Origin of the sequence: Streptomyces sp. NPDC058464 (assembly GCF_042721035.1) — a bacterium.
GTDB lineage: Bacteria > Actinomycetota > Actinomycetes > Streptomycetales > Streptomycetaceae > Streptomyces.
Genome location: NZ_JBHXMA010000004.1, coordinates 341,121 through 365,318 on the forward strand (window position 1 = coordinate 341,121; position 24,198 = coordinate 365,318).

Here is a 24,198-nt window from a genome sequence, read left to right on the forward strand (position 1 = left end):
CGGCCGGTAAGCGTGCACCCCCGTCGGAACGACGTGAGGTCGCGGCTCAGAACAGCCTTCCCGCCTTCACTTCGGTCGGCTCCTCAAGCTCCAGCAGAGCCTGCTTGCGCGCCAGCCCGCCACCGAACCCCGTGAGCTTCCCGCCGGCGCCCACCACCCGGTGACAGGGGATGACGATACTCACCGGATTGCGCCCCACCGCCTGCCCCACGGGCTGCGCGAGCGTCTTGTCCCCCAGTTCGACGGCGATGTCGCCGTAGGTGATCCGCTCACCGAACGGAATCTCCCGAAGCAGCGCCCACACCCGCTCCTGAAACTCGTCACCGTCCGTCACGGCCGGAACCCCGAACACGCGTCGGCGCCCGGCGAAGTACTCGCTCAGCTCGCTCGCCGCCTGCGCCAGGACCGGATCCGCCGGTGCGTCGACGCGGCGCCCCAGGGACCACGCGGGGGGCGTGTACCGGTAGCGCGGAAAGTACAGCCCCACCAGCGCGTCACCGCCGGCGGCCTTGCCGGCGACGAGCGTGAGCCCACCCAGCACCGTCTCCACCAGCGCGTGGCGCGTATCCATCCCGGTCTCCTCCGCGAGTGCTACCTGTGCCGGAAAGAAGACGCGCGAGCGGCCGGAAACGTGAGACGCGTCCTGCCGGAAAAATCTTGGAGTGCCGTACAACCCTCTCCCCATCCTGCCGGTCGTACTTGGCATCAGGGCTTTCGGAGGGGGATCCGGGGGGATCTACGGGGGTTCTGATACGGAGGGGGTAAGCCGAGGGGGTTCGGTCGACGGACCGGGCCCCCTCGAAGCATGCCCAGCCCCAGCGCGGCGCGGCCGGCCCCGGCGGCCGCCGCACGAGGGTCACTGGCCGCCGGGTCCGGTTCGCAGCAGGGCGGCTCCGAGTGGGGTCAGGGTGTGCAGCACGGTGTTGGCGTGGCGGTGGCTGGTGATCAGGCCCGCGTCCCGCAGTACGGCCGTGTGATGGCTTGCCGTCGTAGGCGTCACACCGGCCCGGCGGGCGGCCTCGGTGGTGGTGGAGCCGGTCGCGCTGGCCCTCAGGATGGCGGCGCGGGTGGGGCCGAGCAGCGCGTTCAGCGGTGGGGAGCCGGCCTGCGGGGTCATCGCCGGCAGGTGGTGGAGGGGGTAGAGCAGCACGGGCGGGAGGCCGGGGTCGGCCAGGGCGATGGGGGCGTGCCAGCAGAAGTGGGAGGGGATCAGGAGCAGCCCCTGCCCGTCGAGGTGGACGTCGCGGTGGGCCGGATACGGATCGATCTCCAGGACCGGTGGCCGCCAGTGGATCGTGGGGCCGAGTCCGGTGAGCAGGCCCTCGGTCCCGGCGTGGAACAGGGTGTGGGCGTGCCGGGCCCGCTCGGCGTGCAGCCGTTCCTGGATGACCTCCTCGTGCGGCGCGATCACGGCACAGTGGTAGGCGCGCAAGGCGCCCACGAGTTGTTCGCGCATGTCCCGCTCGGTGAGCCGGCCTGCCCAGGCCGGGGCACCGACAGCTCGGGTGAGCTTGCCGACCTCGCCCGCGATCCGCTCCCGCGGCGTCGCCAGGACGGCGTCCAGTCCGGCGTCCAGTCCTTGGGTGCCCTCCGGTGGCGTCAGGAAGTCGGGGAAGTAGCTGGCGAGCGGGAAGAGCGGCAGCAGGAAGGTCCGCACCGTCCGTTCGAGCCCGTCCTGGCGCAACGCGGCACGTGCGGTACGGAACCAGGGCGCGTAGGCCCAGCGGCCCTCGCGGGTCTGGAGCCGGTGCAGACTGACCGCGATCTCCCACAGCGCGACCCGCCAATCCGTGCTGCTCCCCACTGGGGCGGACTCCTAGAAGAACACCCCGCACCGCAGCAGCACGTTCGCGTACGGCCGGGCCTCGCCCGTGCGGACCACCAGGTGGGCGCCCCACGACAGCTCCTTCAGCCGTTCGTGCGGGACCAGGGCCAGGTCGGGGAAGCGGTCGTCCAGCAGCTCGGCGGCGGCCGGGTTGGCCTCGCGTAGCTCCGTCGCGGCCGTCGCGCCCTCCACGACCAGCTCCGCCAGCAGCCCGTCCAGCACCTCCGCGAAGGACGGCACCCCGGCCCGGAAGGCGAGGTCCACGACCCGTGGGCCCTGCGGGATCGGCATCCCGGCGTCGCAGACCAGCACCCCGTGCCCGTGCCCCAACTCGGCGAGCGCGCCCGCGAGATGACGGTTGAGGATGCCCGCCCTCCTCACAGCGCTTCGACCTCCGCCGCCGTCGGGTACGACTCCTGCGCACCCCGCTTCGTCACCGCCGCAGCCCCGACCCGGGCCGCGTACGCCGCCGCCTCCGCGAGGCCGGCGCCCCCGCCGAGCCGTACCGCGAGGGCAGCCGTGAACGCGTCCCCGGCGCCCGTGGTGTCCACCGCGTCCACCTTCACGGACGGCACCGGCACGACCCCGTGGCCGTCGGCCACCAGCGCACCCTCCGCGCCCAGGGTCACGACCACCGACTTCGGGCCCTTGGCGAGCAGGAGCCGCGCCCAGTCGGCCGGTTCCTCGCTCACGCATGCCGCGCCGAGGAGCACCTTCGCCTCGTGCTCGTTCACGATCAGCGGGTCGCAGGCCGCCAGGACCTCACCGGGGAGGGGGCGCGGCGGGGACGGGTTGAGGACGAAACGGCTGTCGGGGGCCAGGTTCCGGACGACCTCCAGCACCGTCTCCAGCGGGATCTCCAGCTGGGTGGAGACGACCCGGGAGGCGTGGAAGAGGCTGCCCGCGGCCCGTACGTCCTCCGGTGCGAGACGGCCGTTCGCGCCCGGGGACACCACGATGCTGTTGTCGCCCGAGGGGTCCACGGTGATCAGCGCGACGCCCGTCGGCGCCCCGCCCACCAGCACGCCCACCGTGTCCACACCGGCCGCCCGCTGCGAGTCGAGCAGCAGTCTGCCGTGCGTGTCGTCGCCGACCCGGGCCAGCAGCGCGGTACGGGCACCGAGCCGGGCGGCCGCGACCGCCTGGTTGGCGCCCTTGCCGCCGGGGTGGGTGGCGAGGTCGCCGCCGAGCACGGTCTCACCGGCGGCAGGGCGCCGCTCGACCCCGATCACCAGGTCGGCGTTGGCCGAGCCGACGACCAGCAGGTCGTAGTCGTACATCACGTGACTCCCTAAACAAATGGGTCGAGGCGGCCGGGGCTCCATTCAAGCGCCCGGCCGCCTCCCTGGTGTCTCAGCCCGTGAACCCGGCCACGTTGTCCTTCGTGACCACCTTCACCGGGACCTTGATCGCCGACGGGATCTTCTGGTCCTTCACCGCCTTGAGGGCGTTGTCCACGGCGATCCTCCCGAGCTGGCTGGGCTGCTGGGCCACCGATGCGTACAGCGTGCCGTTCTTCACGGCGGTCAGGCCGTCCGGGGTGCCGTCGAAGCCGACCACCGACACCGACGAACCGGCCTTGGAACCCAGCGCCTTGATCGCGCCGAGGGCCATCTCGTCGTTGGCGGCGATGACGCCCTGGACGTCCGGGTGGGCCTGGAGCAGGTTCGACATCACGTCGAGGCCCTTGGTGCGGTCGAAGTCGGCGGGCTGCTGGGCCACCACCTGGATGCCGGGGTAGGCCTTCAGGCCGTCGGCGAAGCCCTGCGCGCGCTCCCGGGCGGCGGAGGTGCCGGCCTGGCCCTGCAGGATCACGATCTTGCCCTGGCCGCCCAGCTTCTCGGCGATCGTCTTCGCGGCCAGCTCGCCGCCGGCGACGTTGTCGGAGGCGACCAGGGTCGCCGTCGTGGCGTTGTTGACGCCCCGGTCGACGGCGACCACCGGGATGCCGGCCTTGTCGGCGGCCTTCACGGAGTTGCTCGCCGCGTCCGAGTCGACCGGGTTGACGATGATCGCGCCCAGTCCCGAACTGGTGAAGTTCTGCAGCTGGTTGGCCTGCTGCGAGGCGTCGTTCTGGGCGTCCGTGACGGTCAGGTCCACGCCCAGCTTCTTCGCCTCGGCCTGGGCACCGGCCCGGATCTGCACGAAGAAGGGGTTGTTGAGGGTGGACAGGGACAGGCCGATCTTCGGGTTGGCGGAGGAGGAACCGGTGTGCAGGAGGGAGGTCGCGGCGACCAGGGCCACGGTGACCACGGCCGCGAGCGCGTACGTCCCGGCCTGCCTGCCCTTGCCACCGCCCCCGCCGGTGACCACCGAACCGGCCCCGGCCTTGCGGCGCACGGTGTCCAGGAGCACGGCCAGCGCGATGACGACACCGATGACGACCTGCTGCCAGAACGCCGACACGTTGAGCAGGTTGAGGCCGTTGCGCAGCACCGCGAGGATCAGCGCGCCGATCAGCGTTCCGGACGCCTTGCCGGTGCCCCCGGCCAGCGAGGCGCCGCCGATCACGACGGCCGCGATGGCGTCCAGTTCGTAGCCGTTGGCGGCCTGCGGCTGCGCCGAGGAGAGCCGGGCGGCCAGCACGATGCCGGCGACGGCCGCGAACAGCCCCGACAGGGCGTAGATGGCGAGCTTCTGCTTGTTCACCCGCAGCCCGGAGAGCCGGGCGGCCTCCTCGTTGCCGCCGATCGCGTACATCGAGCGCCCGATGTACGTCCGGCCGAGGACGAAGGCCGCGATCAGCCCCATGAGGACCATGACCAGCACCGGCACCGGCAGCCAGCCGCCGAGGGTGTCGCCGAGGTGCGAGACCGAGTCGGGGAAGGCGATGGGGGAGCCGCCGGAGATCACCAGCGCCAGACCGCGGCCCACCGACAGCATCGCCAGCGTCGCGATGAACGGCGGCAGCTTGCCGTACGCGATGAGGAAGCCGTTGACGAGACCGGCCGCGATGCCGGTGGCGACGGCGAGGACGACGGCCAGGAACACCGGCACCCCGTGCGAAGTGGCGGTCCACGCCAGCACGGTGGCCGACAGGGCCGCCACCGAACCGACCGACAGGTCGATGCCCGCCGCGACGATCACGAAGGTCGCACCGAAGGCGAGGATGGCCGTCACGGCCGCCTGGACGCCGACGTTGAGCAGGTTGTCGGTGGTGAGGAAGTCCCCGGACAGCGCCGACATGGCGATGACGAGAACGATCAGCGCGGTGAGCGCGCCGTTGTCGAGGAGCAGCCGGCGCACGGCCGCGGCGCCACCGGCGCCCGTGCTGCTGTTCTTGAGCGTGTCAGTGGCCACGTCCGGCCTCCTTGTCGGTTGTGGTGGGGGTGGCGGGGGCCGTCGGGGCGGCGGGGGTGGCCGGGGCGGCCGGGGTGCTTACGGCCAGGGACATGACGGCGTCCTGGGTGGCCTCGTCCGCGGTCAGCTCGCCCGCGATCCGGCCCTGGGCCATGACCAGCACCCGGTCGCTCATCCCGAGCACCTCGGGCAGGTCGCTGGAGATCATCAGCACGGCGGCTCCGGCGGCCGTCAGCTCGTTGACCAGCTGGTAGATCTCGACCTTGGCGCCGACGTCGATACCGCGCGTCGGCTCGTCGAGGATCAGCACCTTGGTGTCGGCGAGCAGCCACTTGCCGATGACGACCTTCTGCTGGTTGCCGCCGGAGAGCGTGCGCACGTGCTGACCGAGCCCGGCCATCCGCACGCCCAGCTGCCCGGCGATCCGCTCGGCGGCGACGCGCTGCCCCTTGAGGTCGACGATCCCGGCCCGGGTCGCCTTCCGCAGCGTCACCAGCCCGAGGTTCTCCTCCACGGAGGCGTCCAGCACCAGCCCCTGCCCCTTGCGGTCCTCCGGGACGAGCCCGATCCCGGCGGCCATCGCCGCGTTCACGTCGTGCCGCCGCAGGGCCGAACCGGAGACCTTCACGGCCCCCTTGTCGTACGGATCGGCCCCGAAGACGGCCCGTACGACCTCTGTACGGCCCGCACCCACCAGCCCCGCGATGCCGACGACCTCCCCGGCGTGCACCTCGAAGCTCACGTCGTGGAAGACGCCGTCCCGGGTCAGCCCCTGGACGGAGAGCAGCGCGGCGCCGGTCTCTCCCCGCTCCCTCGGGTACTGCTGCTCGATGGAGCGTCCGACCATGAGCCGTACCAGCTCGTCCTGCGGGGTGGTGGCGGGCACCTGGCCCACGCTCTTCCCGTCCCGGATCACCGTCACCCGGTCCCCGAGCGCGGCGATCTCCTCCAGGTGGTGCGTGATGAAGACGATCCCCACCCCGTCGGCCCGCAACTGCCGCACGATCGCGAAGAGTTTCTCCACCTCCTCCGAGGTGAGCACGGCGGTCGGCTCGTCCATGACGAGCACGCGCGCGTCCAGGCTGAGCGCCTTGGCGATCTCCACCATCTGGAGGCGGGCGATGCCGAGTTCACGGACCCGTGCGCGAGGCGACACGTGCACGCCGACCCGCTCCAGCAGGACCTCCGCGTCGGCCTCCATCCGCTTCCGGTCGATCATCCCGAAACGGCGCGGCTGCCGCCCCAGGAAGATGTTCTCGGCGACCGTGAGATCGGGGACGAGGTTGAACTCCTGGTAGATGGTGGCGATCCCGAGCCGCTCGGAGTCCTGCGCACCGTGGATGCGCACCTCCTCGCCGTCGGCCAGGATCCGCCCCGCGTCGGGGGTGTAGGCGCCGGAGAGCATCTTGATGAGGGTGCTCTTGCCCGCGCCGTTCTCACCGAGGAGCACGTGCACCTCGCCCCGGCGCAGATCGAAGTCGACGCCGTCGAGCGCGACCACGCCGGGGAAGGACTTGCGTATGCCCTCGATGCGCAGCAACTCGTCCGGGTCGCTCACGACGTGCTCCTTTGCACAGGGGAGAGGGAGTGCGGGGGCTCGGGGTTCTCGCCGCACGAGCGGCGGACGACGAGCCGGGCGGGGAGGGTGACGGACTGCGGGGGCCGGCCCTCGATCCGGTCGACCAGCGCGCGTACGGCGGCACGGCCGAGCTCGCCGGTGGGCTGGGCGATGGCGGTGATGGGCGGGTCGGTGTGGACGAACCAGGGGATGTCGTCGAAGGCGGCCAGTGCTATGTCACATGGCACCCGGAGCCCCCGCGCCCGCACCGCGTCCAGCGCACCCAGCGCCATCAGGTTGTCCGTGGCGAACACGACCTCGGGCGGCTCGGGCAGGTCGAGGAACCCCTCCGTGACCCGCCGCCCGCTCTCGGCCTGGAAGTCGCCCTGGCCTATGTAGGCGTCGGGGAGGGGGACGCCGTACTCGGCGAGGGCCTCGCGGAAGGCCTGGACACGCTCACTGCCGGTGGTGGTGGCCGCCGGGCCCGCGATGATCGCGACCCGCCGGTGCCCCAGCCCGCACAGGTGGGCGACGAGATCGCGGATGGCGGCCCGCCCGTCCGCCCGCACCACCGGGACGTCGACGCCCGGGATCCACCGGTCGACGAAGACCATGGGCGTCCCGGCCCGCGCGGCCTCCAGCATCAGCGGCGAGCCGCCGTCGGTGGGGGAGACCAGCAGTCCGTCGATCCGCCGGTCGAGCAGCGTCCGTACGTGGTGGTCCTGCAGTTCCGGCCGCTCGTCGGCGTTGCCGATGATGACGCTGTAGCCGAGGGCACGGGCCGCCTCCTCGACCGAGCGGGCCAGCTCGGTGAAGTAGGGGTTCATCACGTCGCTGATGACCAGGCCGAGGGTGCGGGTCTGGTCGGTGCGCAGGGAGCGGGCGACGGCGTTCGGGCGGTAGCCCAGCGCCGCGACGGCGGCCCGTACGCGGGTACGGGCGTCGTCGCTGACCGACGGATGGTCGTTCAGGACCCGGGACACCGTGGCGACGGAAACGCCCGCCTCGGCGGCGACGTCCTTGATGCTCGCCATCGCCGCTCCACCTCCTCGTGGAACTCGTGCACCGCGTGGAATCGATTACACGGTTGCGTGTACCGAGGATTGGAATCGATTACACGGGCGCCGGGCAAGAGCCCGGAGGCGGCCGAAACCCAATCGTGACCGAGGGGGGAACCGGAGAGGACCGGCCCACGCGCGGCCTGACCTGTGGACTCTCCACCGCCTGGGCGGTCACGGTCGCCGTCGTCTACCTGGTGTTCCTGCTGACCTACGTCCGGGGCCTGGTGCGCCGCAGGCGGGCCGCGGGCCGACCCCCGGCCGTCACCACCGCACCGCCCCGAAGTCGACCGGCCGGGGCCGGAGGGCGCGGGTGCGGGATGCCAGTCGGTGGATGCGGGCGGCCATGTCGTCCGGGGGCAGGCGGCGGCGGTCGCCGTGCCCGGGTAGCAGCCACTCGAAGCGCAGCAGGTCGGCGGCCCGGGTCAGCGAGGCGGCCAGTTCCCGGATGGAGTACCAGGTGATGCTGTCGACCACCTCGACGTCCGCCGTCGTACGCGACCAGTAGAAGCTGTCGCCGCTGAAGCAGTACCGCTCGTCGGCCAGGTAGAGCACGCTGCCCCGGGTGTGCCCGGGGCAGGGGAGGGCGAGGACACCGTCGGCGATCTCGGCCGGCTCGGTGCCGCGCAGCACCCGGTCGGCGTCCGGGGCGGCGTCGAGATCGCCCTCGTGGATCCAGAGGCGGGCGCCGAAGCGGTCGGCGTAGCGGCGGCCGTGTGCGGCGTGGTCGCGGTGGGTGAGGAGTACGTCGGTGACGGGACCCGGCGCCTCGTACCGGGCGGCGAGCGCCGGGCTCCAGCGTGGGGTGTCGATCATCATCGACGTGCCGTCGGGGCGGCGCAGGAGGTAGGAGTTGGCGCCGGCGGTGTGCGGGGAGTTGTGCCCGCACAGCTGTACCGTGCCGGCGTCGTCCAGGGCCATCGGGAACGGGTCCCGTGCCGGGTCGAGCCGCCCGCCCGGGGGACGGACGGAGCGGGTGGGGCAGGCGTGCGCCGCCGCGTGCAACCGGTCCGCCTCCGCCGTGTCGCGCGGCTGGCGCAGCACGGCCGAGTGTCCCTGCACCTCCCCGACGAGCCCCGGGGCGAGCTGCCGCGACACATCGCAGTTCGTGCAGCGCCCGTCCACCCGCCAGCCGTGCCCGGCCTGTCCGGTTCCCATGACCCCGTCCCCTTCCGTTCCCGTACTGCCGGTCGTCTCAGGGGTATCCGGGGCCGTACGGAAAGCGGAAGGGGGTCAGGACCTGGTGGTTACGGCGAGGAGCTGCTCTGTCGCTGCTCTGCGGTCGGCTCACATCTCCTTCGGCTTGAACACCGCGAAGGTCGCGCCCTGCGGGTCGGCGACCACGGACATGCGGCCGGCCATCATCTCGAACGGCGGTGCGAAGACCGTGCCGTTGCGCTTGACCAGGGCGTCCACCGTGGAGTCGACGTCGTCGACCGCGAAGTAGGTGAGCCAGTGCGGCGGGACGCCGGGACGGTCGTCGCCGAGCCGGGCGGCGCCGCCGACGCCGCGGTTGCCGACGTTCAGCGACCAGTAGTTCCCGCCGGCGCCCTCCATCGGCTGGATCTCGATCCCGAAGCACTCGCCGTAGAAGCCGGTGGCGGCGGGTACGTCGGTGGTGTTCAGCTCGTTCCAGATCAGCGCGCCCGGCTCGTTGACGATCCCGGCGCCGTGGAACTCGCCCGGCTGCCACACCCCGAACACCGCGCCCTGCGGGTCGGCGGCGATCAGCATCCGGCCGATGTCGCCGACGTCCATCACCGGGGCGATCAGGGTGCCGCCCGCCGAGATGATGGTGTCCTGGGTGGCCTGCGCATCGGTGCTGGCCAGGTAGGTGGTCCACACCGTCGGCGGCTCCGGCTGCCCCTCGGGTGCCATGGCCGAGCCGATGCCGGCCACCGGCTTGCCCTGCAGCGTGCAGACCGCGTACCCGCCGAAGTCGGCCCCGCCGACCTCGCCCTGCCAGCCGAACAGGTCACGGTAGAAGTCCAGCGCCGCCTGCTGGTCCTGCGCCATCAGATCGACCCAGCACGGGGTGCCGGCCGGGTACGGAGTGGTGATCTCGGGCATGTGCATTTCTCCCTGCGCGCGAAGAAGTTCCCCGCCGCCCACCTTCACCGCCCCGCTCCTTTCCCGCCACCCGAACGGCCGGAGTTTTACGCTCGGCTCACCCGGGAGTGGCCGCGAGCCCCAGCCGCCCCCGGGTCACCACCAGGACGACGGCCGCCGCCAGTACCGAGGCGAGCAGGAAGGCGTGGGTGGTGTTCTCGACCGTGCCGTGCGGGAACAGGTCGGTCCAGGCCACGGAGAAGTAGTTGTTGACGCTGGTGTGCAGCAGCATGACCAGCGGCATGCTCTCGCCGGAGCGGTTGAAGACCCAGGTCATCACGTAGCTGAAGGCGAGCGTGGTGACCATGAACTCCAGCGGCCACACGGGGCTCACGCCGGGCCCGCCGTCTTCCCGGTGACGAACAGCGCCGACGCGATGGGGCCGAGGTAGGCGCCGGGCAGCCCCCCGAGCAGTTGACTCCCGGTCGCGCTGCCGGGGAAGGTCCAGTGCCACACCCCCAGCCCGTTCCCGGACAGGATGTACGGCGTCCAGGCCGGCCGGCGCATGCCCATGGCCAGGGCGAAGAACCAGGTCGGCGGAGGACGGCGGACACGGGCCCGCAGCGGCGTGCCGGCCTCCGGTTGCGGGGGCTGGTGGTGACGATCACCAGGGGTGTTCGGGAGGCATGCCTGCGATGCCACCAGCACATCGATTCCGAGCTCCGCGATCACTGCCGTGCGCGCCCCGGCTCCCGGTACAGAAGGCTGTACCGGGGCGTACTCGCCGGTGGCGCCGCCGACGTCGTGCAGTCCCGGAGTTCGGCCCGCCCGCCGCATGGATCGTGTACTCGACGGATCCGGTGCCCATGCAAAGAGGTGGTCAACTCTGTTGGAGATGTGGGGATTTGGTGTTGCTCAAGAGTTGGTGTGCCCACTTCACTTGCGGCCGTCACGGTGGATATGGCGGCGGGGGATTCGATGCGTACCACGCGTTATTTGTCATGCTCCAGAACCCTACGGATGGCCGCACGGACGGCCGCGCTCGTCTGCGCACTCGCCTTGCTTGTCCCAGGCGGTTCCGTGGTCGCTGCCGCGGATGCGAACGACACGTCCAGCGGTGCCACGGACTCGCCGGGCGCCTCGGATACGGCCTCAGCCCGAGCTCAGGCCGAAGAGCAGGGCAAACGGGTCGAGATCACCAGCAAGCGCACCGAGGACTCGACCACGTGGGCCGACCCGAACGGCACGCTGACCACCGAGGTCTTCCAGGAGCCGATCCGGGTCCGCCAGGGCGGTTCCTGGACGCCCGTCGACACGACGCTCGCCGACACGGGAGCCGCGGTCACACCCGGCGCGACGGTGGCGGATCTGAACCTCTCCGACGGCGGGGCGGGCCCCTTCGCCAAGGTGGCGGACGACGGGACCTCGCTGGCCCTGTCCCTCGGGGATGACCTGCCCGTGCCGACCCTGCACGGGAACACGGCCACGTACGCCGACGCGGTACCCGGCGGCGGTGACCTGGTGGTGACGGCGCTGCCCGGCGGCTTCTCGGAACAGGTCGTACTCCACGAACGGCCCGACGGCCCCATGACCATCCGGATGCCGCTCACCACCTCCCAGGGCCTGCAGGTCTCCCAGACCGGTTCCGGGCATCTGCTGCTGACCGACGCGAGCGGTAGGACCGTCGCCGACGCCCCCGCACCCCACATGTGGGACTCGGCCGTCGACCCCGCCTCCGGACTCGCCGCGCACGACGCCCCGGTCACCTCTCGGATCGAGAACACCGATCAGGGCCAAGTCCTCGTTCTCACCCCTGACTTGAGCTTCCTCGACTCCGCCGACGTCAGCTATCCGCTGACCATCGATCCGACCACCACCCTGGCGGTCAGTACCGACACCTGGCTGGAGAGCCCCAACTACACCGACTCGCAGCGTTCTTCGGAGGAGCTGCGGGTGGGCACGTACGACGGCGGCACCCACCGGGCCCGTGCCTACCTGAAGTTCGACGTCTCCGACATCGTCGGGACGCACATCGTGGACACCAATCTGTCCCTGTACTCCTACTGGTCGTCCACCTGCTCCACGTCCGGCTCCGGCATCAGGGTCCGCCGGGTCACCTCCGACTGGGACTCCGCAGCCGTCACCTGGGACACGGTGCCGACCGTGACCAGCGCTGGCGAGGTGGTCAACACCGGGGCCCACGGCTACTCCTCGTCCTGCCCCGCCGCCTACAGCAATTGGGACATCGACGCCATCGTGCAGGCCTGGGCGGACGGCGCCCCCAACTACGGCATCCAACTGCGCGCGGTCGACGAGACCGATTCCCTGACCTGGCGGCGTTACCGCTCCGCGAACTACGTCTCCGGGGACGATGCCGAGGAACCGCATCTGACCATCACATACGAGGACTCCGAGCTCGCGGGTATCACCGACTCGTCGAGCCTCACCACTCCAGTGGTCAGCAGCGGTACGGTCAAGGATGCCGACGGAAACCTCGCGGCCGGTGCGGACGTGGTGCTGTACGCCTGGCCGGACAACGAGTCTGACGACGCCCTCGAAGAAGGGGACTCGGTGAAGCTGCAGCCTGTCGCGAAGGCGGTCTCCGACAGCAGCGGCGGGTACGCGCTACGAGTGGCCTCCGCTGCCGCGCTGACTCCGGAGGCCGCGGCGGACGGCACGGTGAACTTCGAAACCGTCGCCTACTCCGGCAGCAGGCAAGCGGTGTTCAACTTTCCTCGCACGCTGGTTACTTCATCGAGCGCTACGGCGTACCTGGCGGCGACTGCGGGCGCGGCTACCTCGGACACAGACACCACGTCCATCGCTGACACCACCCCAGTGGCCGCCGACCTGGTGTTGGACAACGCGCTGTCCACCTCCGAGTATTCAAGCTCCACTGTCGACGCCAGCAACGGCGTTGACGAGGAGAGCAGTTCGGCACCCGAGTCTCTGACGGATGATCCGAACAGTGCGAACGCCTCTGCGGCGGATGACACCGCGGCGGCCGAATCCGACGCGAGCGACACGGGCGTCGCCAAGGCGTGCAACGGCACACTGGTGAAGAAGCTGGGCGCGAAATGGGTGATCGCCGGCCAGACCTACAGTGCGACCTCGGGCGTCAAGCACACCTTCTCCTACAGCAAGGGCGCGGACAGTTCGCTGGGCGTCGGTGTCTCCGCCACAGGCACCTACGGCAGCTTCACCGGCAGTGGTTCTATCTCCAAGTCCAGCTCGATCACCATGGAATACCCCACCTACGGCAACAACAGGGGCGTCTACTACAAGACCGAGTACAGCTACGGCAAGTACCTGGTGGCCTGCCAGAGCCCCGGCCGGGGATCCCCGGTCACCCATCACTACGAGGTGCGCGCCAGGGGCTATTACGGTGGCGCGAACACGAGCACGGCCTACATCCCCACCGCCAAGCACTGTGCCTACCAGCTCAACGGCAGTAAGTTCACCCGCACCAGCTCCCACGCCATCACCTGGACCGACGGCGCCAGCCTCTCCGATGCGATCGGCCTGGACCTGTCGGCCTCGACCGGCTACTCCAGTGACGCGACGGTGGTGTACACCTTCAACGCCAACCGCTATATCTGCGGCACGGGCGGAGCACCGGGCGGCTCACATCCGTACAACTTCGTCGCCACCACCACGAGCAGCGGGCACACCCGGTGAGCGTGCGGCGGTCGCTTCCGGTCCTGGCATTGCTCGCGTCCCTGGTGACGGGCTGCTCCGCGGCCCATCACCAGGATTCCGCCGACGGGCCATTGAACGGGCCCGACTACGCCGATGCCGGATCGGGCGAGGAGTGCATCCCGGAAGAGGAGGGCGGCAGCGTCACCTTCGGTATGGACGAGTTGCACAACTACGGCAGCAAGACTGTCGTCATCGACAAGGTCACGCTGCGCAAGGCCAGCGGTCTGCGGCTGGCCGAGGCGGTCATCGTGTCCACGTCGACCGCTTTCATCGGTGTCAGCACCGGGTACCCTCCCGTCCCGGAGGCCCGCAACCAGCCCGGCATCGACTGGGCCCACCGTCGTAAGGCTGTGGGAGCGAGCATCTCTCCCCAACCGGACAACGCGAAGGTCGCGAACAACCTGGTCCTGCACATCCAGGTCACCGCCTCCAAGGCGCACGCGTCCGGAGTCCTGGTCCACTACCACGTAGGCGACTCCACCTACGTATGGCACAACGTGATGGGCCTGACCGTGGAGACGAAGAAGAAGAAATGCTGAACCGCTCATGCCCCGTCGGGTCATGACGACCGTCCCGGCGGCGGTGCTGATGATCCTCATCGGCCTGCTGCCGGGCGGCTCGGCAAGCTCTCATGCGGGCTCCTCGAATCCGGGACCTGGCACCAGCGCGGTCGTAGCGCTGGTCAACGCGTCCTCCCCCGCCGGAAACCTCTTCAACGGGCAGTTCTGCGGCGGTGTCCTGGTCGCCCCCACCCTGGTACTCACCGCGGCCCACTGCGTACGAGACAGGCGTCCCGCCTCCGTGGACGCCGTCGTCGGAGCCGACAACCTGTGCCGCGGCGCGCCCGTCCCGGGGCAGCGGCTCCACGTCCGCGCGGCTCTCCTGCATCCCCACACGCCACAAGGGCAGGCTGTAGACGCCGCGCTCTTGGTACTGGCAGGCAGAGCCACCGCCGCGCCTGCCCACCTGGTGGATGCGAGCGGCCAACCTCCCGCCACAGGTGTCGAGTTCGGCTGGGGCCGTGACGGCTACGGAGGGGTGGCCCCCTGTCGTCGCACCTCCGTGCCTCTACGTTTCGTACCCGGCGAGCGATGCACACGCGCCCAGCTCAACCTGGACATCGCTCCCAACCCCGCGTGGCAACTGTGTGCCGTGCCGACCGCCGACGCCACCCGCAACACCTGTACGGGCGACTCCGGCAGCCCGGTCCTCGCCACGAACACAGTGTGGGGCCTGGTCAGCTGGGGCCCGAGTTGCCGTATCGACGACGTGGGTGTCTATGTGAGTGCTCCCGCGCTCAGCACCTGGGTGGCCGGAATCGGCCGCACGGTCGCGCATTCGTGAAGGGTACGTTCAGTCGCCCTGCGCGGCGGTCGGCGCGGGTACGAACTCGGGCTGGTCGAGCAGGCGCAGCCAGCTGCCGTCGGGCTGGCGCCTGACGACCTGGGCCCGGGCGCCGGTGCCGTCCTTCGGCGGGGTCGACGTGAGGGCGATGCCGCCGCTGAGCAGCGTCGGCAGCGGCTGCTCCGGCTCGAAGCGGGGACCGCCCGCCAGCACCTTCTCCCACAGCGCGCGGATCGCCTCCCGCCCGACCGTCAGCTCGCCGGGCGGGAACGCCATCACCGCGTCCTCCTCGTAGAGCGCCGCGACCCCGGCCGCGTCACCGGCGTTGGACCGCTCGACGAACAGACGGGTGATGTCCTCGGGCCGCATGGCCTTCTCGTACTCCGGCACGGGGTACCTCCTGGATCTCCGACTCCGTTGCCTGCCTTGCCCTACAGCCTGGTTGGCGGTCAGTCAGAAGTCCAACAGATGGATCTTCTGCCAACTAGAATCGACAGTCATGGAGTTGAGGCAGCTGGAGTACTTCGTCGCCGTCGCGGAAGAGCAGAACTTCACGCGTGCGGCCGAGCGGGTGCACATCAGCCAGTCCGGTGTCAGCGCCCAGATCCGCCAGCTCGAACGCGACCTCGGTGCCGAGCTGTTCGACCGGTCGGCCCGGACGGTCACGCTCACCGTCGCGGGGAGGGCCGCGCTCGAACACGCCCGGGCCGCACTCGCCGCGGCCGGGGCGGTCGGCCGGGCGGTGGGTGACGTGACCGGACTGGTCCGGGGCCGGCTCACCGTCGGGATGGTCGTCGGCTGCACCCTCACCCCGCTGTTCGACGCCCTCGCCGCGTTCCACGAGGCGCATCCCGGTGTGGAGATCCTGCTCCTGGAGGACGGCTCCGACCGGCTCGTCGAGGGCGTGCGCAGCGGCGCCGTGGACCTCGCGCTCGTCGGGGTCGCGGCCGCCGTGCCCGACGGGCTGGACGCGCTGACCATCGTCAGCGAACGGCTCGTCGTGGCGGTCCCGGACGGGCATCCCCTGGCGGGACGGCGGCGGGTCGTCCTGCGTGACCTGATGAGCCACCCGATCGTGTGCATGCCGGCCGGCACCGGCCTGCGCGCGGTGTTCGACCGGGCCTGTGCCGCGCAGGACCTCCGGCCCGCGATCGCACTGCAGGCCAGTGCCCCGGACGCCGTCGCCGGTCTCGCCGCCCGCGGGCTCGGCGTCGCCGTCCTCAGCGAGTCGATGGCCGCGAACCACCGTGACCGGCTCGTCGCCCGCACCATCGACGACGTCGGGACACCGGCACTGCTGGCCCTGATCTGGAAGGGCGCGCACAACCCGGCGGTGCGCGAACTGCTCCTGCACAGCCGACAGGCGTTCACCGGCTCGCGCTCCGCCCCGGGGTAGGGGCCCCCTACGCGCTCCGCACCGTGTTCCGCAGGGTGCCCAGGCCCGTGACGGCGCATTCGACGACGTCGCCCGGGGCCGCGCGGCCGAGCGCCACCCGCCCGGATTCGGTGAACGTCACCAGTTTCATGAATCAACCTCCGCCTTGCTGCGGCGAGTTGAGCTTCCTGCGATGAATTGAGCCGTGCGGGGGCGGTCACGCCGTCTTCGGCTGCGGGCGCCAGGTGCCGTCCAGCGGGACGCCGGCGGCCGCCGCGACCCGGTCGCGGGACTCCAGCAGGCGGGTCCGCAGCGCCCGCAGGTCCACGTCGACCAGTACGCCGTCCCGCTTCACGACGCGGCCCGCGACGAGGACCGTGTCGACCAGGCCGGGGTGACCGGCGGCGACGATGGTGCCGGCGGGGTCGGTGACCGGGAAGACGGTGAGGTCGTCGGTGCGCAGCAGGATCACGTCGGCGTCCTTGCCGGGCGTGAGGCTGCCGGTGCGGGCGGCGAGGCCCAGGGCGTGGGCGCCGTCGACGGTGGCGAACCGCAGCAGGTCACGGGAGTCGAGGCCGCCGTCCAGGCCGCGCTGCACCACGTAGGTGGTGCGCATGGTGGAGAACATGTCGCCGCCGACCGACGGGACGTCGTCGATGGAGAGCGTCGGGCGCAGACCGGCGGCCAGCATCCGGCCCGTCATCGGCCAGCCGAACCCCATCTTCAGCTCGACGTCCGGGCTGATGGACACCGAGGCGCCGGCGTCGGCGAGCATCCGCAGCTCGTCGTCGCCGAGACCGTTGGCGTGCACGAAGGTCGTGGTGTCCCGCAGCAGGCCGTGCTCGTGCAGGTCGGCGACCGGGCGCCGGATCCCTTCGGACTCGACGTGCAGGCTGCTCCGCAGGCCCAGCTCGGCCGCCAGCTTCAGCTCGTCGGCGACGGTCCCGAAGGAGGTGTCCTCCGCGCCGCGCAGCCCGAACGACATGGTGAGCAGGCCGTCGTCCGAGGAGAGCACGGACCGTACACGGCGGATCTCGGCCTCGACCGAGTCGGCGGTGCCCCAGCCCGCGCCGTGGCAGAAGACGGACCGTCCCGGTGCGTCCCGCAGCGCCGCGACGGCGGCATCCGCGTGCTCCGGGCTCTGCGCGCAGTGGAACCAGTCCAGCATCGTGGTCACCCCGGAGTGCAGGGCCTCCAGGCGGCCGAGCAGGGTGCCCGCGTAGACGTCCTCGGGCCGGTACTCGGGCTTCAGCGTGCGGTGCATCGCCTGCGCCCACTCGGGGAACGTCCAGTCCGCGCCGATGCCGCGGAACGCGGTCTGCCAGGTGTGCCGGTGGGTGTCGACGAAGCCGGGCATGACGATCCGGTCGGTCGCGTCGATCACCTCGGCGTCCGGGGCGTCGACCGCCTCGGCGACCTCGACGATCACACCGTCCTCGATCAGCACGTCACCGCGTTCGAGATCGCCGACGGCCGGGTCCATGCTGACCACGGTGCCGCCGGTAAGCAGGATCCTCATCAGAAAACTCCTCCAAGAAAAATGGCTTTTTGTCCGCATTCGTGATGCGGGCAAGTCTTCCCGGGCGGCACGCGGATGTAAGCCGATCCTGGCAACGTTGGCAGGAAATTGCGCCGCAGCGGGGCATCGGATGGTGGTAGGGGAGGCAGGCGGGCAATAATCTGCTCCCATGGATGATGTGGATCGGTCGATCCTCGCCGTGCTCGAGAAGCACGGGCGGATCAGCAACGCCGAGCTCGCCGCGCGGGTCGGCCTGTCGCCGTCACCGTGCCTGCGGCGCGTGCACCGCCTTGAGGAGACCGGGGTGATCCGCGGCTACCGGGCGGAGATCGACCCCGCGGCCGTCGGCCGCAGCCTGCGTGTGTTCGCGGGTGTCCGGCTGATGCGGCACAACCGCGGTGACGTGGCCGCGTTCGAACGCGCGGTGGTCCAGCTGTCCGAGGTGGTCCACGTCCACCACGTCACCGGCAACTACGACTACCTGCTCCAGGTCGAGGTCGCCGACCTGCCGGCCTACGAGGACTTCCACGCCAACCGGCTGGCCGACCTGCCCGGCGTCGCCACCGTCAGCAGCTACGTCACGATGAAGACGCTCTCCGCCCCCTGAGGCGCGGGCGGTTCAGCTGAGGCACGGGCGGTTCAGCCGCCCGCGCTCGCGTCGGCCGCCGCGACCACGTCGGCGACCAGGTCCTCCGTGTCCTCCGTACCGGCCGCCAGCCGGACCAGGCCCGGCGGCACCGACGCGGCGATCTGCTCGTCGTCGAGCATGCCCCGCCACATGGACGCCGGATGCACGGCCAGCGACTCCACGCCGCCGAGGCTGGCCGACCGGCGGGCGTAGCGCAGCCGGCCGAGGAACGCGTCGGCCGCCTCGTAGCCGTCGGTGAACTCGACGCTCAGCACTCCGCCGAACCCGCTCATCTGCTCGGTGGCCAGCTTGTGCTGGGGGTGGGAGGCGAGGCCGGGATAGTGCACCCGGCTCACCGCGGGGTGGGCGTGCAGGGCCTCCGCGAGCGCCTGGCCGTTGGCGTTGTGCCGGGGTACGCGCAGCGGCAGGGTGCGCATACCGCGCAGCAGCAGCCATGCGTCGAACGGGCCGAGCACGGCACCGGTGAGGAGTCCTGCGTCCCAGACCTTGTCCAGGAGTTCGGCCGGACCGGCCAGCACCCCGGCGGACACGTCGGTGTGCCCGTTGAGGTACTTGGTCGCGCTGTGCCAGACCAGGTCGATGCCGAAGTCCGCCGGGCGCTGGTTCAGCGGGGTGGCGAAGGTGTTGTCGGCCATGGTCAGGACGTCGTGCGCGCGGGCCAGGTCGGAGACCGCGCGCAGGTCGGTGATCTGGAGCAGCGGGTTGCTCGGGGTCTCCACCAGGATCAGGCGGGTCTGCGGGGTGAGCGCCCGCGCGAACGCCCCGGGGTCGGTCTGGTCGACCAGGGTGGTCGCCACGCCGAACCGGGGCAGCAGGTTCAGCAGGACCGACGCCGTACCGCCGTAGGTGGACCGCTGCCCGATGACGTGGTCACCGGCGGACACCAGGGCCAGTACGGCGGTGGTCAGCGCGGCCATCCCGGACGCGGTGACCATGGCCGCCTCGGTGCCCTCCAACTCCGCGACGACGGCCGCGACCTGGGCGTGGTTCGGGTTGCCGAAGCGGGTGTAGAAGTCCTTGCCCCGCGGTTCGACGGCGCCCCGCGCGAACGTCTCGCCGTCGGGGGCCGAGAAGGCGGCCGTCTGGTAGATGGGCGGTGCGACGGCGCGGTTCGGAAGGACCTCGCGATCGGCGTGGACGGTGACTGTGGTGCTGCCCGGCATGGTTGCGTGCCCTTCCGTGGTCCGTCGGTGCGACGTCGTCAAGCGTGACCGACGGACATGCGGATGTGAGCGAATCGCGGCAATATTGGCAGCAAGTTGCGCCCATGTACGGGTGCACGATTGTGCTAGAGGATCGATTCGCGCAATTTCATGCTCACGCGTCGATGGTGCCGCGGATGCAGACGGTCGTCGCGCCGCTCACCCAGACCGTGCCGTCCGCGTCGGCGGAGACCCCGATGGCCGCGGCCCGACCCACCCGCGCGCCCTGGGAGACCCGGTAGGCGGCGGGGGCCGCGCCGGTGCCGGTGAGCCACTGCCCGACGCCGGCGTTCATGCTGCCGCAGGCGGGGTCCTCGGGCACCCCGCAGCGAGGAGCGAAGGTCCGCATCTCGAAGTCGTACGGGGAGCCGTCGGGGTAGGCCCCGATCGCGCCGACCATCGCGTCCGGGATGCGGGAGAGGTCGGGTTCGAGGGCGAGCACCTCCTCGGCCGTGGCCAGCCGGAGCACGGCCCAGCCCGGCCCGTTGTCGACCCACTGGTGAGCGAGGACCCGGTCCCGTCCGATGCCGAACGCGGCCACGATCCGCTCCAGGTACGCGTCGTCGAGCGCGCCGTCGCGCACGAGGGGCGGCGCGGCGAAGGACAGTGCGCCGTCGGGACCGCGGCGCACGGTGACCAGGCCGGCGCCGCACTCCTGCACGATCCGGTCGGCCCGCCGCGGCACACCGCCGCCGTCCAGCCAGCCGCACGCGGAGCCGAGAGTGGGGTGCCCGGCGAACGGCAGCTCGCCGTCGGGCGTGAAGATCCGCAGCCGGTAGTCGGCCTCCGGGACGGTGGGGGCCACCACGAACGTGGTCTCGGACAGGTTGGTCCAGTTCGCCACGCGCTGCATCTCCTCGTCCGTCAGGTCCGCCCCGTCGAGGACGACCGCGACCGGGTTGCCCTGATAGGGGCTAGTGGAGAACACATCGACCTGGACGAAGGAACGGGTGCGCGGCGGCATGGTCATCACGGCCTCTCGGTGCGGGAGTCAGCCCCATCACAACGGGTGCCCGGGCGGTCGGGACATGGCCAGTCGCAACAAAGTGGACTGTCTCGTGCCGCGGCCCACCCGGTACGAACGGGAAGGCGTGGGTGTCTCTTCGTACTGATCGTTCTTCCCCGTCCCGTTCCCGCAGCTAGCTTGATCGCGGCCGTTCCGAAGCGAACAGGGGTGATCGGTGTTGTCCGGCGAAAGCACCTTTGGAAGTGGACAGAAGGGACCGGGTTGCCCCTTCGGCTTCACCCCGGAGACGGCCCGGTCGCGGACCGAGGTCCCGATGGCCAAGGTCGCCTGCCCCACCGGCATCGACGCCTGGCTGGTCACCCGGTACGCCGACGTCCGCGAAGTGTTCGCGGACTCCGCGCGGTTCAGCTCCCAGCCCGGATCCATCGCCCATCGCGTCTACGGCATGAACCCCGACGCCCCCGTCATCGAGGGCGACTTCCCGCGGATGGACGGTGCCGAGCACGAGCGGTTCCGCCGGGCCATCGCGCCCGAACTGTCCCCCCGGCAGCTGGAGATGTTCCGCCCCGCCGTCCAGCGGATCGTCGACGACGTGATCGACGAGGTGGCCGCGGCGCCGGGTCCCGTCGACTTCCACGACCGGCTGGTCATGCCGATCGTCACCCGGGTCATCGCCGCGCTGCTCGACGTTCCGTACGCCGACCGCGAGTTGTTCCAGAAGATCACCATGACCCTGCTCGACACCAGGTCCACCGCGGACGAGGTGATCGAGGCGGGGGCGCCGTTCTTCGAGTACGCGCTGAACCTCGTACAGGACAGAAGGAGGAATCCCGGTGAGGACGTCCTCAGCCGGATCATCGCCCACGGAGAGCGGGGCGAACGTCCCTTCAGCGACGCCGAGTTGGCCGTGACGAGCGCCGCCCTGCTGGTGGGCGGCTTCGCCATCACCGCCGGCGTCGCCTCCTTCGGACTGCTCGCCCTGTTCGAACAGCGGGCCCAGCTGGACCGCCTGCTCGCGGAGCCCGAACTCCTGGGAAGCGCCGTCGAGGAGCTGATCCGCTACGGCACCAGCAGCCTCCCCGGCACCGTCCTGCGCAGGGCCGCCGAGGACACCCGCATAGCGGACCTGCCGGTGTCGGCAGGCGACTACGTCGTCACGGTCCTGCACGACGCCAACCGCGACCAGGCCCTCCTGCCCGACCCCGACGTGCTGGACATCGGGCGGAAACCGGTCCCGCATCTCGGCTTCGGCCACGGACCGCACCAGTGCGTCGGGCAGCAACTCGCCCGCCTGGAGCTGAAGGTGGTCTTCGAGACGCTGCTGCGCCGGATACCCACCGTCCGCCCGGCGGTCCCGCTCGACCAGATCGTCTACCGGGAGGACTTCGTCGTGCCGGGCCCGGTGGCCCTGCCGGTCACCTGGGACGCCGTGCTGCCCGCTCAGGCGGCCCGGTGACGCTGCCCGTGGCCCTGGTGACCGGGGCCTCCTCCGGCATCGGGGCCTGTGTCGCGGACCGGCTCGCGGCGAGCGGCCGGTGGCGGCTGGTCCTCAACGGCCGCGACGAGGAACGGCTCGCCCAGGTCGCCGACCGCACCGGCGGCCTCACCCTCCCCATGGAACTCGACACCATCGGCGGCGCGGAGAAGCTGGCCGCCGCCACGCTCGACCTGGTCGGCGAGGTGGACCTGCTGGTCGCCAACGCCGGGATCGGCTGGGCCGGGCCCTTCGCCGACACGCCCCCCGAGATGATCGACCGCCTGCTCGCGGTCAACCTCCTGGCCCCCCTCCACCTGTCCCGGGCACTGCTCCCGGGCATGGTCCAACGCGGGCACGGACACCTGCTGTTCGTCTCCTCGATCGCGGGGAGCGTCGCCGTCGGCGGCGAAGCGGTGTACTCCGCCACGAAGGCGGGCCTGAACACCTTCGCCGAAAGCGTTCGCCACGAGGTCGGCGCCGACGTGAGGGTCTCGGTCGTCGTACCCGGCGCGGTGGACACCCCGTTCTTCGCTCGCCGGGGAGTCCCGTACACCCGCACCTTCCCTGCCCCGATTCCCCCCGACCGGGTCGCGGACACCGTCCTCCGCGCGGTCGGCGGCCACCGCGACGAGTCCTTCGCCCCCGCCTGGATGCGCTTCCCGGCCCGCCTGCACGGCGCCGCCCCCGCGATCTTCCGCCGCCTGGCCGCCAGGTTCGCCTAGGCCGCGGCCAGCTCGCACCACACGTACTTCCCCCGATTGCCGAACCTCGACAGCGGCTGCCAGCCCCACAGATCCGAACAGGCCCGCACCAGCGCCAGCCCCCGCCCGTCCTCCACCTCCCCGAGCCGCTCCAACGGCACGGGCGGCTCGGGCGGTTCGGGGTCCGCGTCCCACGCCCCGATCCGCAGCGTCCCGGGCGGCGACCAGCGCACGCGCAGGGCCGCGGGGCCTTTCGTGTGCCGTACGGCGTTGGACACCAACTCGGTGGCGAGCAGTTCGGCGACGTCGAGGAAGCGGGCGAGTCCGTGCGCGGTGAGCACCAGCCGCAGAGTGTGACGGCTGACGGTGACCGCGCGGGGGTCGTTGGGGATGGTGAGCGTGTACTCCCAGGCTTCGGGCATGCGTCATCAACTCCGGTGGATGTGGGGAGTTTCACGCAGGGTGGCGTTGCCGCGGCCGCCGTGGCAGGGCGGGTCGGTGCACTTCCGCTGCGTGAGCGTCGTGTCACCGACGGTAGACCTAGATTTTTATGTTTCGCAAGCCGGTCGCGTAATCTGACCCCGAACGAGTCGCGCTTGCGGGTGCGTTGGGAGGAACATGCGATGGCGCTGAGGCAACAGCCGACGGCACGTCAGATGCGGTTGGCGGTCGAGTTGCGCAGGCTTCGCGACGCGGCCGGACTGACGGCCCGTGAGGCGGCGGCTCGGCTCGGGGTGGGTTCTGCACAGATCAGCCAGATCGAGTCGGGCCTCACGGGCGTGAGCGAGAAGCGGCTCCGCCTTCTCGCGGGGCACTACATGTGTGCGGACGAGGAGTTCATCGACGCCCTGGTCGCGATGGCCACTGACCGAACCCGAGGCTGGTGGGAGGAATACCGAGGCCTGCTTCCTGCGTCGTTCCTGGATCTCGCCGAGTTGGACCACCACGCTCGGTACCAGCACAACGTGGCCATCCTGTTCGTGCCGGGCCTGCTTCAGACGGAGGACTACGCCCGTGCCGTCTTCTCCAGCCGGGTCCCCAAACTAACCGAAGACGAGCTTGAGTTGCGGGTGCGTCATCGCATGGCGCGCAGCGCAGTCATCGAAGGCCCCTCGCCGCTCTCCTGCGATTCGGTGATCCATGAGTCGGCACTGCGAATCCGGGTCAGCGACCGGGCTGCGTCACGAGCCCAGCTCTTTCGCATCCTGGAACTCTCCGAAGCGGACCACATCACCGTGCGTGTCATCCCCTTTGATCTGGACGGATTCTCCATGGCGAGCAGCACGATGACCTACGTGGGCAGTAGCGTGCCCAAGCTGGACACCGTGCTGCGCGACCACCCGCACGGCGCGATCTACTTCGATGAAGCCGCTCAACTGACTATGTACCGAACGCGCTTCCAGGACGTGAAAGCTGCGTCACTCACACCGGAACGGTCTCGCGACTTCATCCACGGGCTGACGAAGGAGCTGTGA

General features: G+C 71.0%; 25 protein-coding genes. 8 read left to right on the top strand and 17 right to left on the bottom strand.

The features are described 5' to 3' along the window. Positions 1-46 precede the first annotated feature (46 nt). The 11 genes from ACFWPQ_RS08575 to ACFWPQ_RS08625 form a co-directional block, all read right to left on the bottom strand. Positions 47-571 carry a methylated-DNA--[protein]-cysteine S-methyltransferase gene (locus ACFWPQ_RS08575; RefSeq protein ID WP_384031283.1) on the bottom strand — a complete coding sequence of 175 codons (525 nt, stop codon included), beginning with the start codon at positions 569-571 and terminating at the stop codon, positions 47-49. 285 nt (positions 572-856) lie between these two features. Then, the gene (locus ACFWPQ_RS08580) at positions 857-1,804 is read right to left on the bottom strand and encodes an ArsR/SmtB family transcription factor (protein WP_384031285.1); all 948 of its coding nucleotides are present in this window, start codon (positions 1,802-1,804) and stop codon (positions 857-859) included. 12 nt (positions 1,805-1,816) lie between these two features. Next, positions 1,817-2,206: a D-ribose pyranase gene (gene rbsD, locus ACFWPQ_RS08585; RefSeq protein WP_384031287.1), complete on the bottom strand. Its 390-nt coding sequence runs from the start codon at positions 2,204-2,206 to the stop codon at positions 1,817-1,819. After that, a complete protein-coding gene (locus tag ACFWPQ_RS08590) occupies positions 2,203-3,105 on the bottom strand; it encodes a ribokinase (protein ID WP_384031289.1) in 903 nt (300 codons plus the stop codon). Before ACFWPQ_RS08590 ends, rbsD begins: the two co-directional genes overlap by 4 nt. 73 nt (positions 3,106-3,178) lie before the next feature. Next, positions 3,179-5,125, bottom strand: a complete 1,947-nt coding sequence (locus tag ACFWPQ_RS08595) for a substrate-binding domain-containing protein (RefSeq protein WP_384031291.1) — start codon at positions 5,123-5,125, stop codon at positions 3,179-3,181. After that, positions 5,115-6,683 (bottom strand): sugar ABC transporter ATP-binding protein, encoded by a 1,569-nt coding sequence (locus ACFWPQ_RS08600; RefSeq protein ID WP_384031293.1) that lies wholly within the window; start codon positions 6,681-6,683, stop codon positions 5,115-5,117. Before ACFWPQ_RS08600 ends, ACFWPQ_RS08595 begins: the two co-directional genes overlap by 11 nt. Then, positions 6,680-7,717: a LacI family DNA-binding transcriptional regulator gene (locus ACFWPQ_RS08605; RefSeq protein ID WP_384031295.1), complete on the bottom strand. Its 1,038-nt coding sequence runs from the start codon at positions 7,715-7,717 to the stop codon at positions 6,680-6,682. Before ACFWPQ_RS08605 ends, ACFWPQ_RS08600 begins: the two co-directional genes overlap by 4 nt. A gap of 288 nt (positions 7,718-8,005) precedes the next feature. Beyond that, positions 8,006-8,899, bottom strand: a complete 894-nt coding sequence (locus tag ACFWPQ_RS08610) for an MBL fold metallo-hydrolase (protein ID WP_384031297.1) — start codon at positions 8,897-8,899, stop codon at positions 8,006-8,008. A 129-nt stretch (positions 8,900-9,028) separates the two neighbouring features. Continuing rightward, positions 9,029-9,811 (bottom strand): VOC family protein, encoded by a 783-nt coding sequence (locus ACFWPQ_RS08615; RefSeq protein WP_384031299.1) that lies wholly within the window; start codon positions 9,809-9,811, stop codon positions 9,029-9,031. Between the two features lie 97 nt (positions 9,812-9,908). After that, positions 9,909-10,184: a hypothetical protein gene (locus tag ACFWPQ_RS08620; RefSeq protein ID WP_384031301.1), complete on the bottom strand. Its 276-nt coding sequence runs from the start codon at positions 10,182-10,184 to the stop codon at positions 9,909-9,911. Then, complete coding sequence (locus ACFWPQ_RS08625) at positions 10,181-10,492, bottom strand: hypothetical protein (protein ID WP_384031302.1); 312 nt, start codon at positions 10,490-10,492, stop codon at positions 10,181-10,183. The genes ACFWPQ_RS08620 and ACFWPQ_RS08625 overlap by 4 nt, the downstream gene beginning before the upstream one ends. 318 nt (positions 10,493-10,810) lie before the next feature. Here ACFWPQ_RS08625 and ACFWPQ_RS08630 point away from each other — a divergent pair, with 318 nt between their 5' ends. Genes ACFWPQ_RS08630 through ACFWPQ_RS08640 form a run of 3 tightly spaced genes read left to right on the top strand, consistent with a single transcriptional unit; the run spans position 10,811 to position 14,833 of the window. Continuing rightward, positions 10,811-13,468 (top strand): DNRLRE domain-containing protein, encoded by a 2,658-nt coding sequence (locus ACFWPQ_RS08630; protein WP_384031304.1) that lies wholly within the window; start codon positions 10,811-10,813, stop codon positions 13,466-13,468. 29 nt (positions 13,469-13,497) lie between these two features. After that, positions 13,498-14,028, top strand: a complete 531-nt coding sequence (locus ACFWPQ_RS08635) for a hypothetical protein (RefSeq protein WP_384031306.1) — start codon at positions 13,498-13,500, stop codon at positions 14,026-14,028. Between the two features lie 22 nt (positions 14,029-14,050). After that, on the top strand, positions 14,051-14,833 hold the full coding sequence (locus ACFWPQ_RS08640) for a S1 family peptidase (RefSeq protein WP_384031308.1): 783 nt from the start codon (positions 14,051-14,053) through the stop codon (positions 14,831-14,833). 9 nt (positions 14,834-14,842) lie between these two features. On the opposite strand, the gene ACFWPQ_RS08645 is transcribed toward ACFWPQ_RS08640, so the two are convergent. After that, entirely contained in the window at positions 14,843-15,223 is a 381-nt protein-coding gene (locus tag ACFWPQ_RS08645; RefSeq protein ID WP_384031310.1) for a YybH family protein, read from the bottom strand. A gap of 109 nt (positions 15,224-15,332) precedes the next feature. On the opposite strand from ACFWPQ_RS08645, the gene ACFWPQ_RS08650 reads away from it, so the two are divergent. After that, positions 15,333-16,229 (top strand): LysR family transcriptional regulator, encoded by an 897-nt coding sequence (locus tag ACFWPQ_RS08650; RefSeq protein WP_384031312.1) that lies wholly within the window; start codon positions 15,333-15,335, stop codon positions 16,227-16,229. Positions 16,230-16,236: 7 nt separating this feature from the next. On the opposite strand, the gene ACFWPQ_RS08655 is transcribed toward ACFWPQ_RS08650, so the two are convergent. Next, positions 16,237-16,359: a hypothetical protein gene (locus ACFWPQ_RS08655; protein WP_384031314.1), complete on the bottom strand. Its 123-nt coding sequence runs from the start codon at positions 16,357-16,359 to the stop codon at positions 16,237-16,239. A 66-nt stretch (positions 16,360-16,425) separates the two neighbouring features. Further along, complete coding sequence (locus ACFWPQ_RS08660; protein WP_384031316.1) at positions 16,426-17,727, bottom strand: amidohydrolase family protein; 1,302 nt, start codon at positions 17,725-17,727, stop codon at positions 16,426-16,428. A gap of 169 nt (positions 17,728-17,896) precedes the next feature. On the opposite strand from ACFWPQ_RS08660, the gene ACFWPQ_RS08665 reads away from it, so the two are divergent. Continuing rightward, positions 17,897-18,334 (top strand): Lrp/AsnC family transcriptional regulator, encoded by a 438-nt coding sequence (locus ACFWPQ_RS08665; RefSeq protein ID WP_217545708.1) that lies wholly within the window; start codon positions 17,897-17,899, stop codon positions 18,332-18,334. A 32-nt stretch (positions 18,335-18,366) separates the two neighbouring features. On the opposite strand, the gene ACFWPQ_RS08670 is transcribed toward ACFWPQ_RS08665, so the two are convergent. Next, positions 18,367-19,539, bottom strand: a complete 1,173-nt coding sequence (locus ACFWPQ_RS08670) for a trans-sulfuration enzyme family protein (protein WP_384031318.1) — start codon at positions 19,537-19,539, stop codon at positions 18,367-18,369. A gap of 154 nt (positions 19,540-19,693) precedes the next feature. Beyond that, positions 19,694-20,548 carry a PhzF family phenazine biosynthesis protein gene (locus tag ACFWPQ_RS08675; protein ID WP_384031320.1) on the bottom strand — a complete coding sequence of 285 codons (855 nt, stop codon included), beginning with the start codon at positions 20,546-20,548 and terminating at the stop codon, positions 19,694-19,696. Positions 20,549-20,858: 310 nt separating this feature from the next. On the opposite strand from ACFWPQ_RS08675, the gene ACFWPQ_RS08680 reads away from it, so the two are divergent. Beyond that, entirely contained in the window at positions 20,859-22,001 is a 1,143-nt protein-coding gene (locus tag ACFWPQ_RS08680; protein ID WP_384031322.1) for a cytochrome P450, read from the top strand. Beyond that, entirely contained in the window at positions 21,998-22,744 is a 747-nt protein-coding gene (locus tag ACFWPQ_RS08685) for an SDR family NAD(P)-dependent oxidoreductase (protein WP_384031325.1), read from the top strand. Before ACFWPQ_RS08680 ends, ACFWPQ_RS08685 begins: the two co-directional genes overlap by 4 nt. Here the strand turns inward: ACFWPQ_RS08685 and ACFWPQ_RS08690 are convergent. Then, positions 22,741-23,145 carry an ATP-binding protein gene (locus ACFWPQ_RS08690; protein ID WP_384031327.1) on the bottom strand — a complete coding sequence of 135 codons (405 nt, stop codon included), beginning with the start codon at positions 23,143-23,145 and terminating at the stop codon, positions 22,741-22,743. The two genes, ACFWPQ_RS08685 and ACFWPQ_RS08690, sit on opposite strands and share 4 nt — an antisense overlap. A gap of 201 nt (positions 23,146-23,346) precedes the next feature. On the opposite strand from ACFWPQ_RS08690, the gene ACFWPQ_RS08695 reads away from it, so the two are divergent. After that, positions 23,347-24,198, top strand: a complete 852-nt coding sequence (locus ACFWPQ_RS08695) for a helix-turn-helix domain-containing protein (RefSeq protein ID WP_384031329.1) — start codon at positions 23,347-23,349, stop codon at positions 24,196-24,198.

Coding starts and splice junctions, on each gene's coding strand:
- ACFWPQ_RS08575 (WP_384031283.1), bottom strand. CDS start 571: ATGGATACGCGCCACGCGCTGGTGGAGACGGTGCTGGGTGGGCTCACG.
- ACFWPQ_RS08590 (WP_384031289.1), bottom strand. CDS start 3,105: ATGTACGACTACGACCTGCTGGTCGTCGGCTCGGCCAACGCCGACCTG.
- ACFWPQ_RS08605 (WP_384031295.1), bottom strand. CDS start 7,717: ATGGCGAGCATCAAGGACGTCGCCGCCGAGGCGGGCGTTTCCGTCGCC.
- ACFWPQ_RS08610 (WP_384031297.1), bottom strand. CDS start 8,899: ATGGGAACCGGACAGGCCGGGCACGGCTGGCGGGTGGACGGGCGCTGC.
- ACFWPQ_RS08615 (WP_384031299.1), bottom strand. CDS start 9,811: ATGCCCGAGATCACCACTCCGTACCCGGCCGGCACCCCGTGCTGGGTC.
- ACFWPQ_RS08630 (WP_384031304.1), top strand. CDS start 10,811: ATGGCCGCACGGACGGCCGCGCTCGTCTGCGCACTCGCCTTGCTTGTC.
- ACFWPQ_RS08640 (WP_384031308.1), top strand. CDS start 14,051: ATGACGACCGTCCCGGCGGCGGTGCTGATGATCCTCATCGGCCTGCTG.
- ACFWPQ_RS08650 (WP_384031312.1), top strand. CDS start 15,333: ATGGAGTTGAGGCAGCTGGAGTACTTCGTCGCCGTCGCGGAAGAGCAG.
- ACFWPQ_RS08655 (WP_384031314.1), bottom strand. CDS start 16,359: ATGAAACTGGTGACGTTCACCGAATCCGGGCGGGTGGCGCTCGGCCGC.
- ACFWPQ_RS08660 (WP_384031316.1), bottom strand. CDS start 17,727: ATGAGGATCCTGCTTACCGGCGGCACCGTGGTCAGCATGGACCCGGCC.
- ACFWPQ_RS08665 (WP_217545708.1), top strand. CDS start 17,897: ATGGATGATGTGGATCGGTCGATCCTCGCCGTGCTCGAGAAGCACGGG.
- ACFWPQ_RS08670 (WP_384031318.1), bottom strand. CDS start 19,539: ATGCCGGGCAGCACCACAGTCACCGTCCACGCCGATCGCGAGGTCCTT.
- ACFWPQ_RS08675 (WP_384031320.1), bottom strand. CDS start 20,548: ATGACCATGCCGCCGCGCACCCGTTCCTTCGTCCAGGTCGATGTGTTC.
- ACFWPQ_RS08680 (WP_384031322.1), top strand. CDS start 20,859: ATGGCCAAGGTCGCCTGCCCCACCGGCATCGACGCCTGGCTGGTCACC.
- ACFWPQ_RS08690 (WP_384031327.1), bottom strand. CDS start 23,145: ATGCCCGAAGCCTGGGAGTACACGCTCACCATCCCCAACGACCCCCGC.
- ACFWPQ_RS08695 (WP_384031329.1), top strand. CDS start 23,347: ATGGCGCTGAGGCAACAGCCGACGGCACGTCAGATGCGGTTGGCGGTC.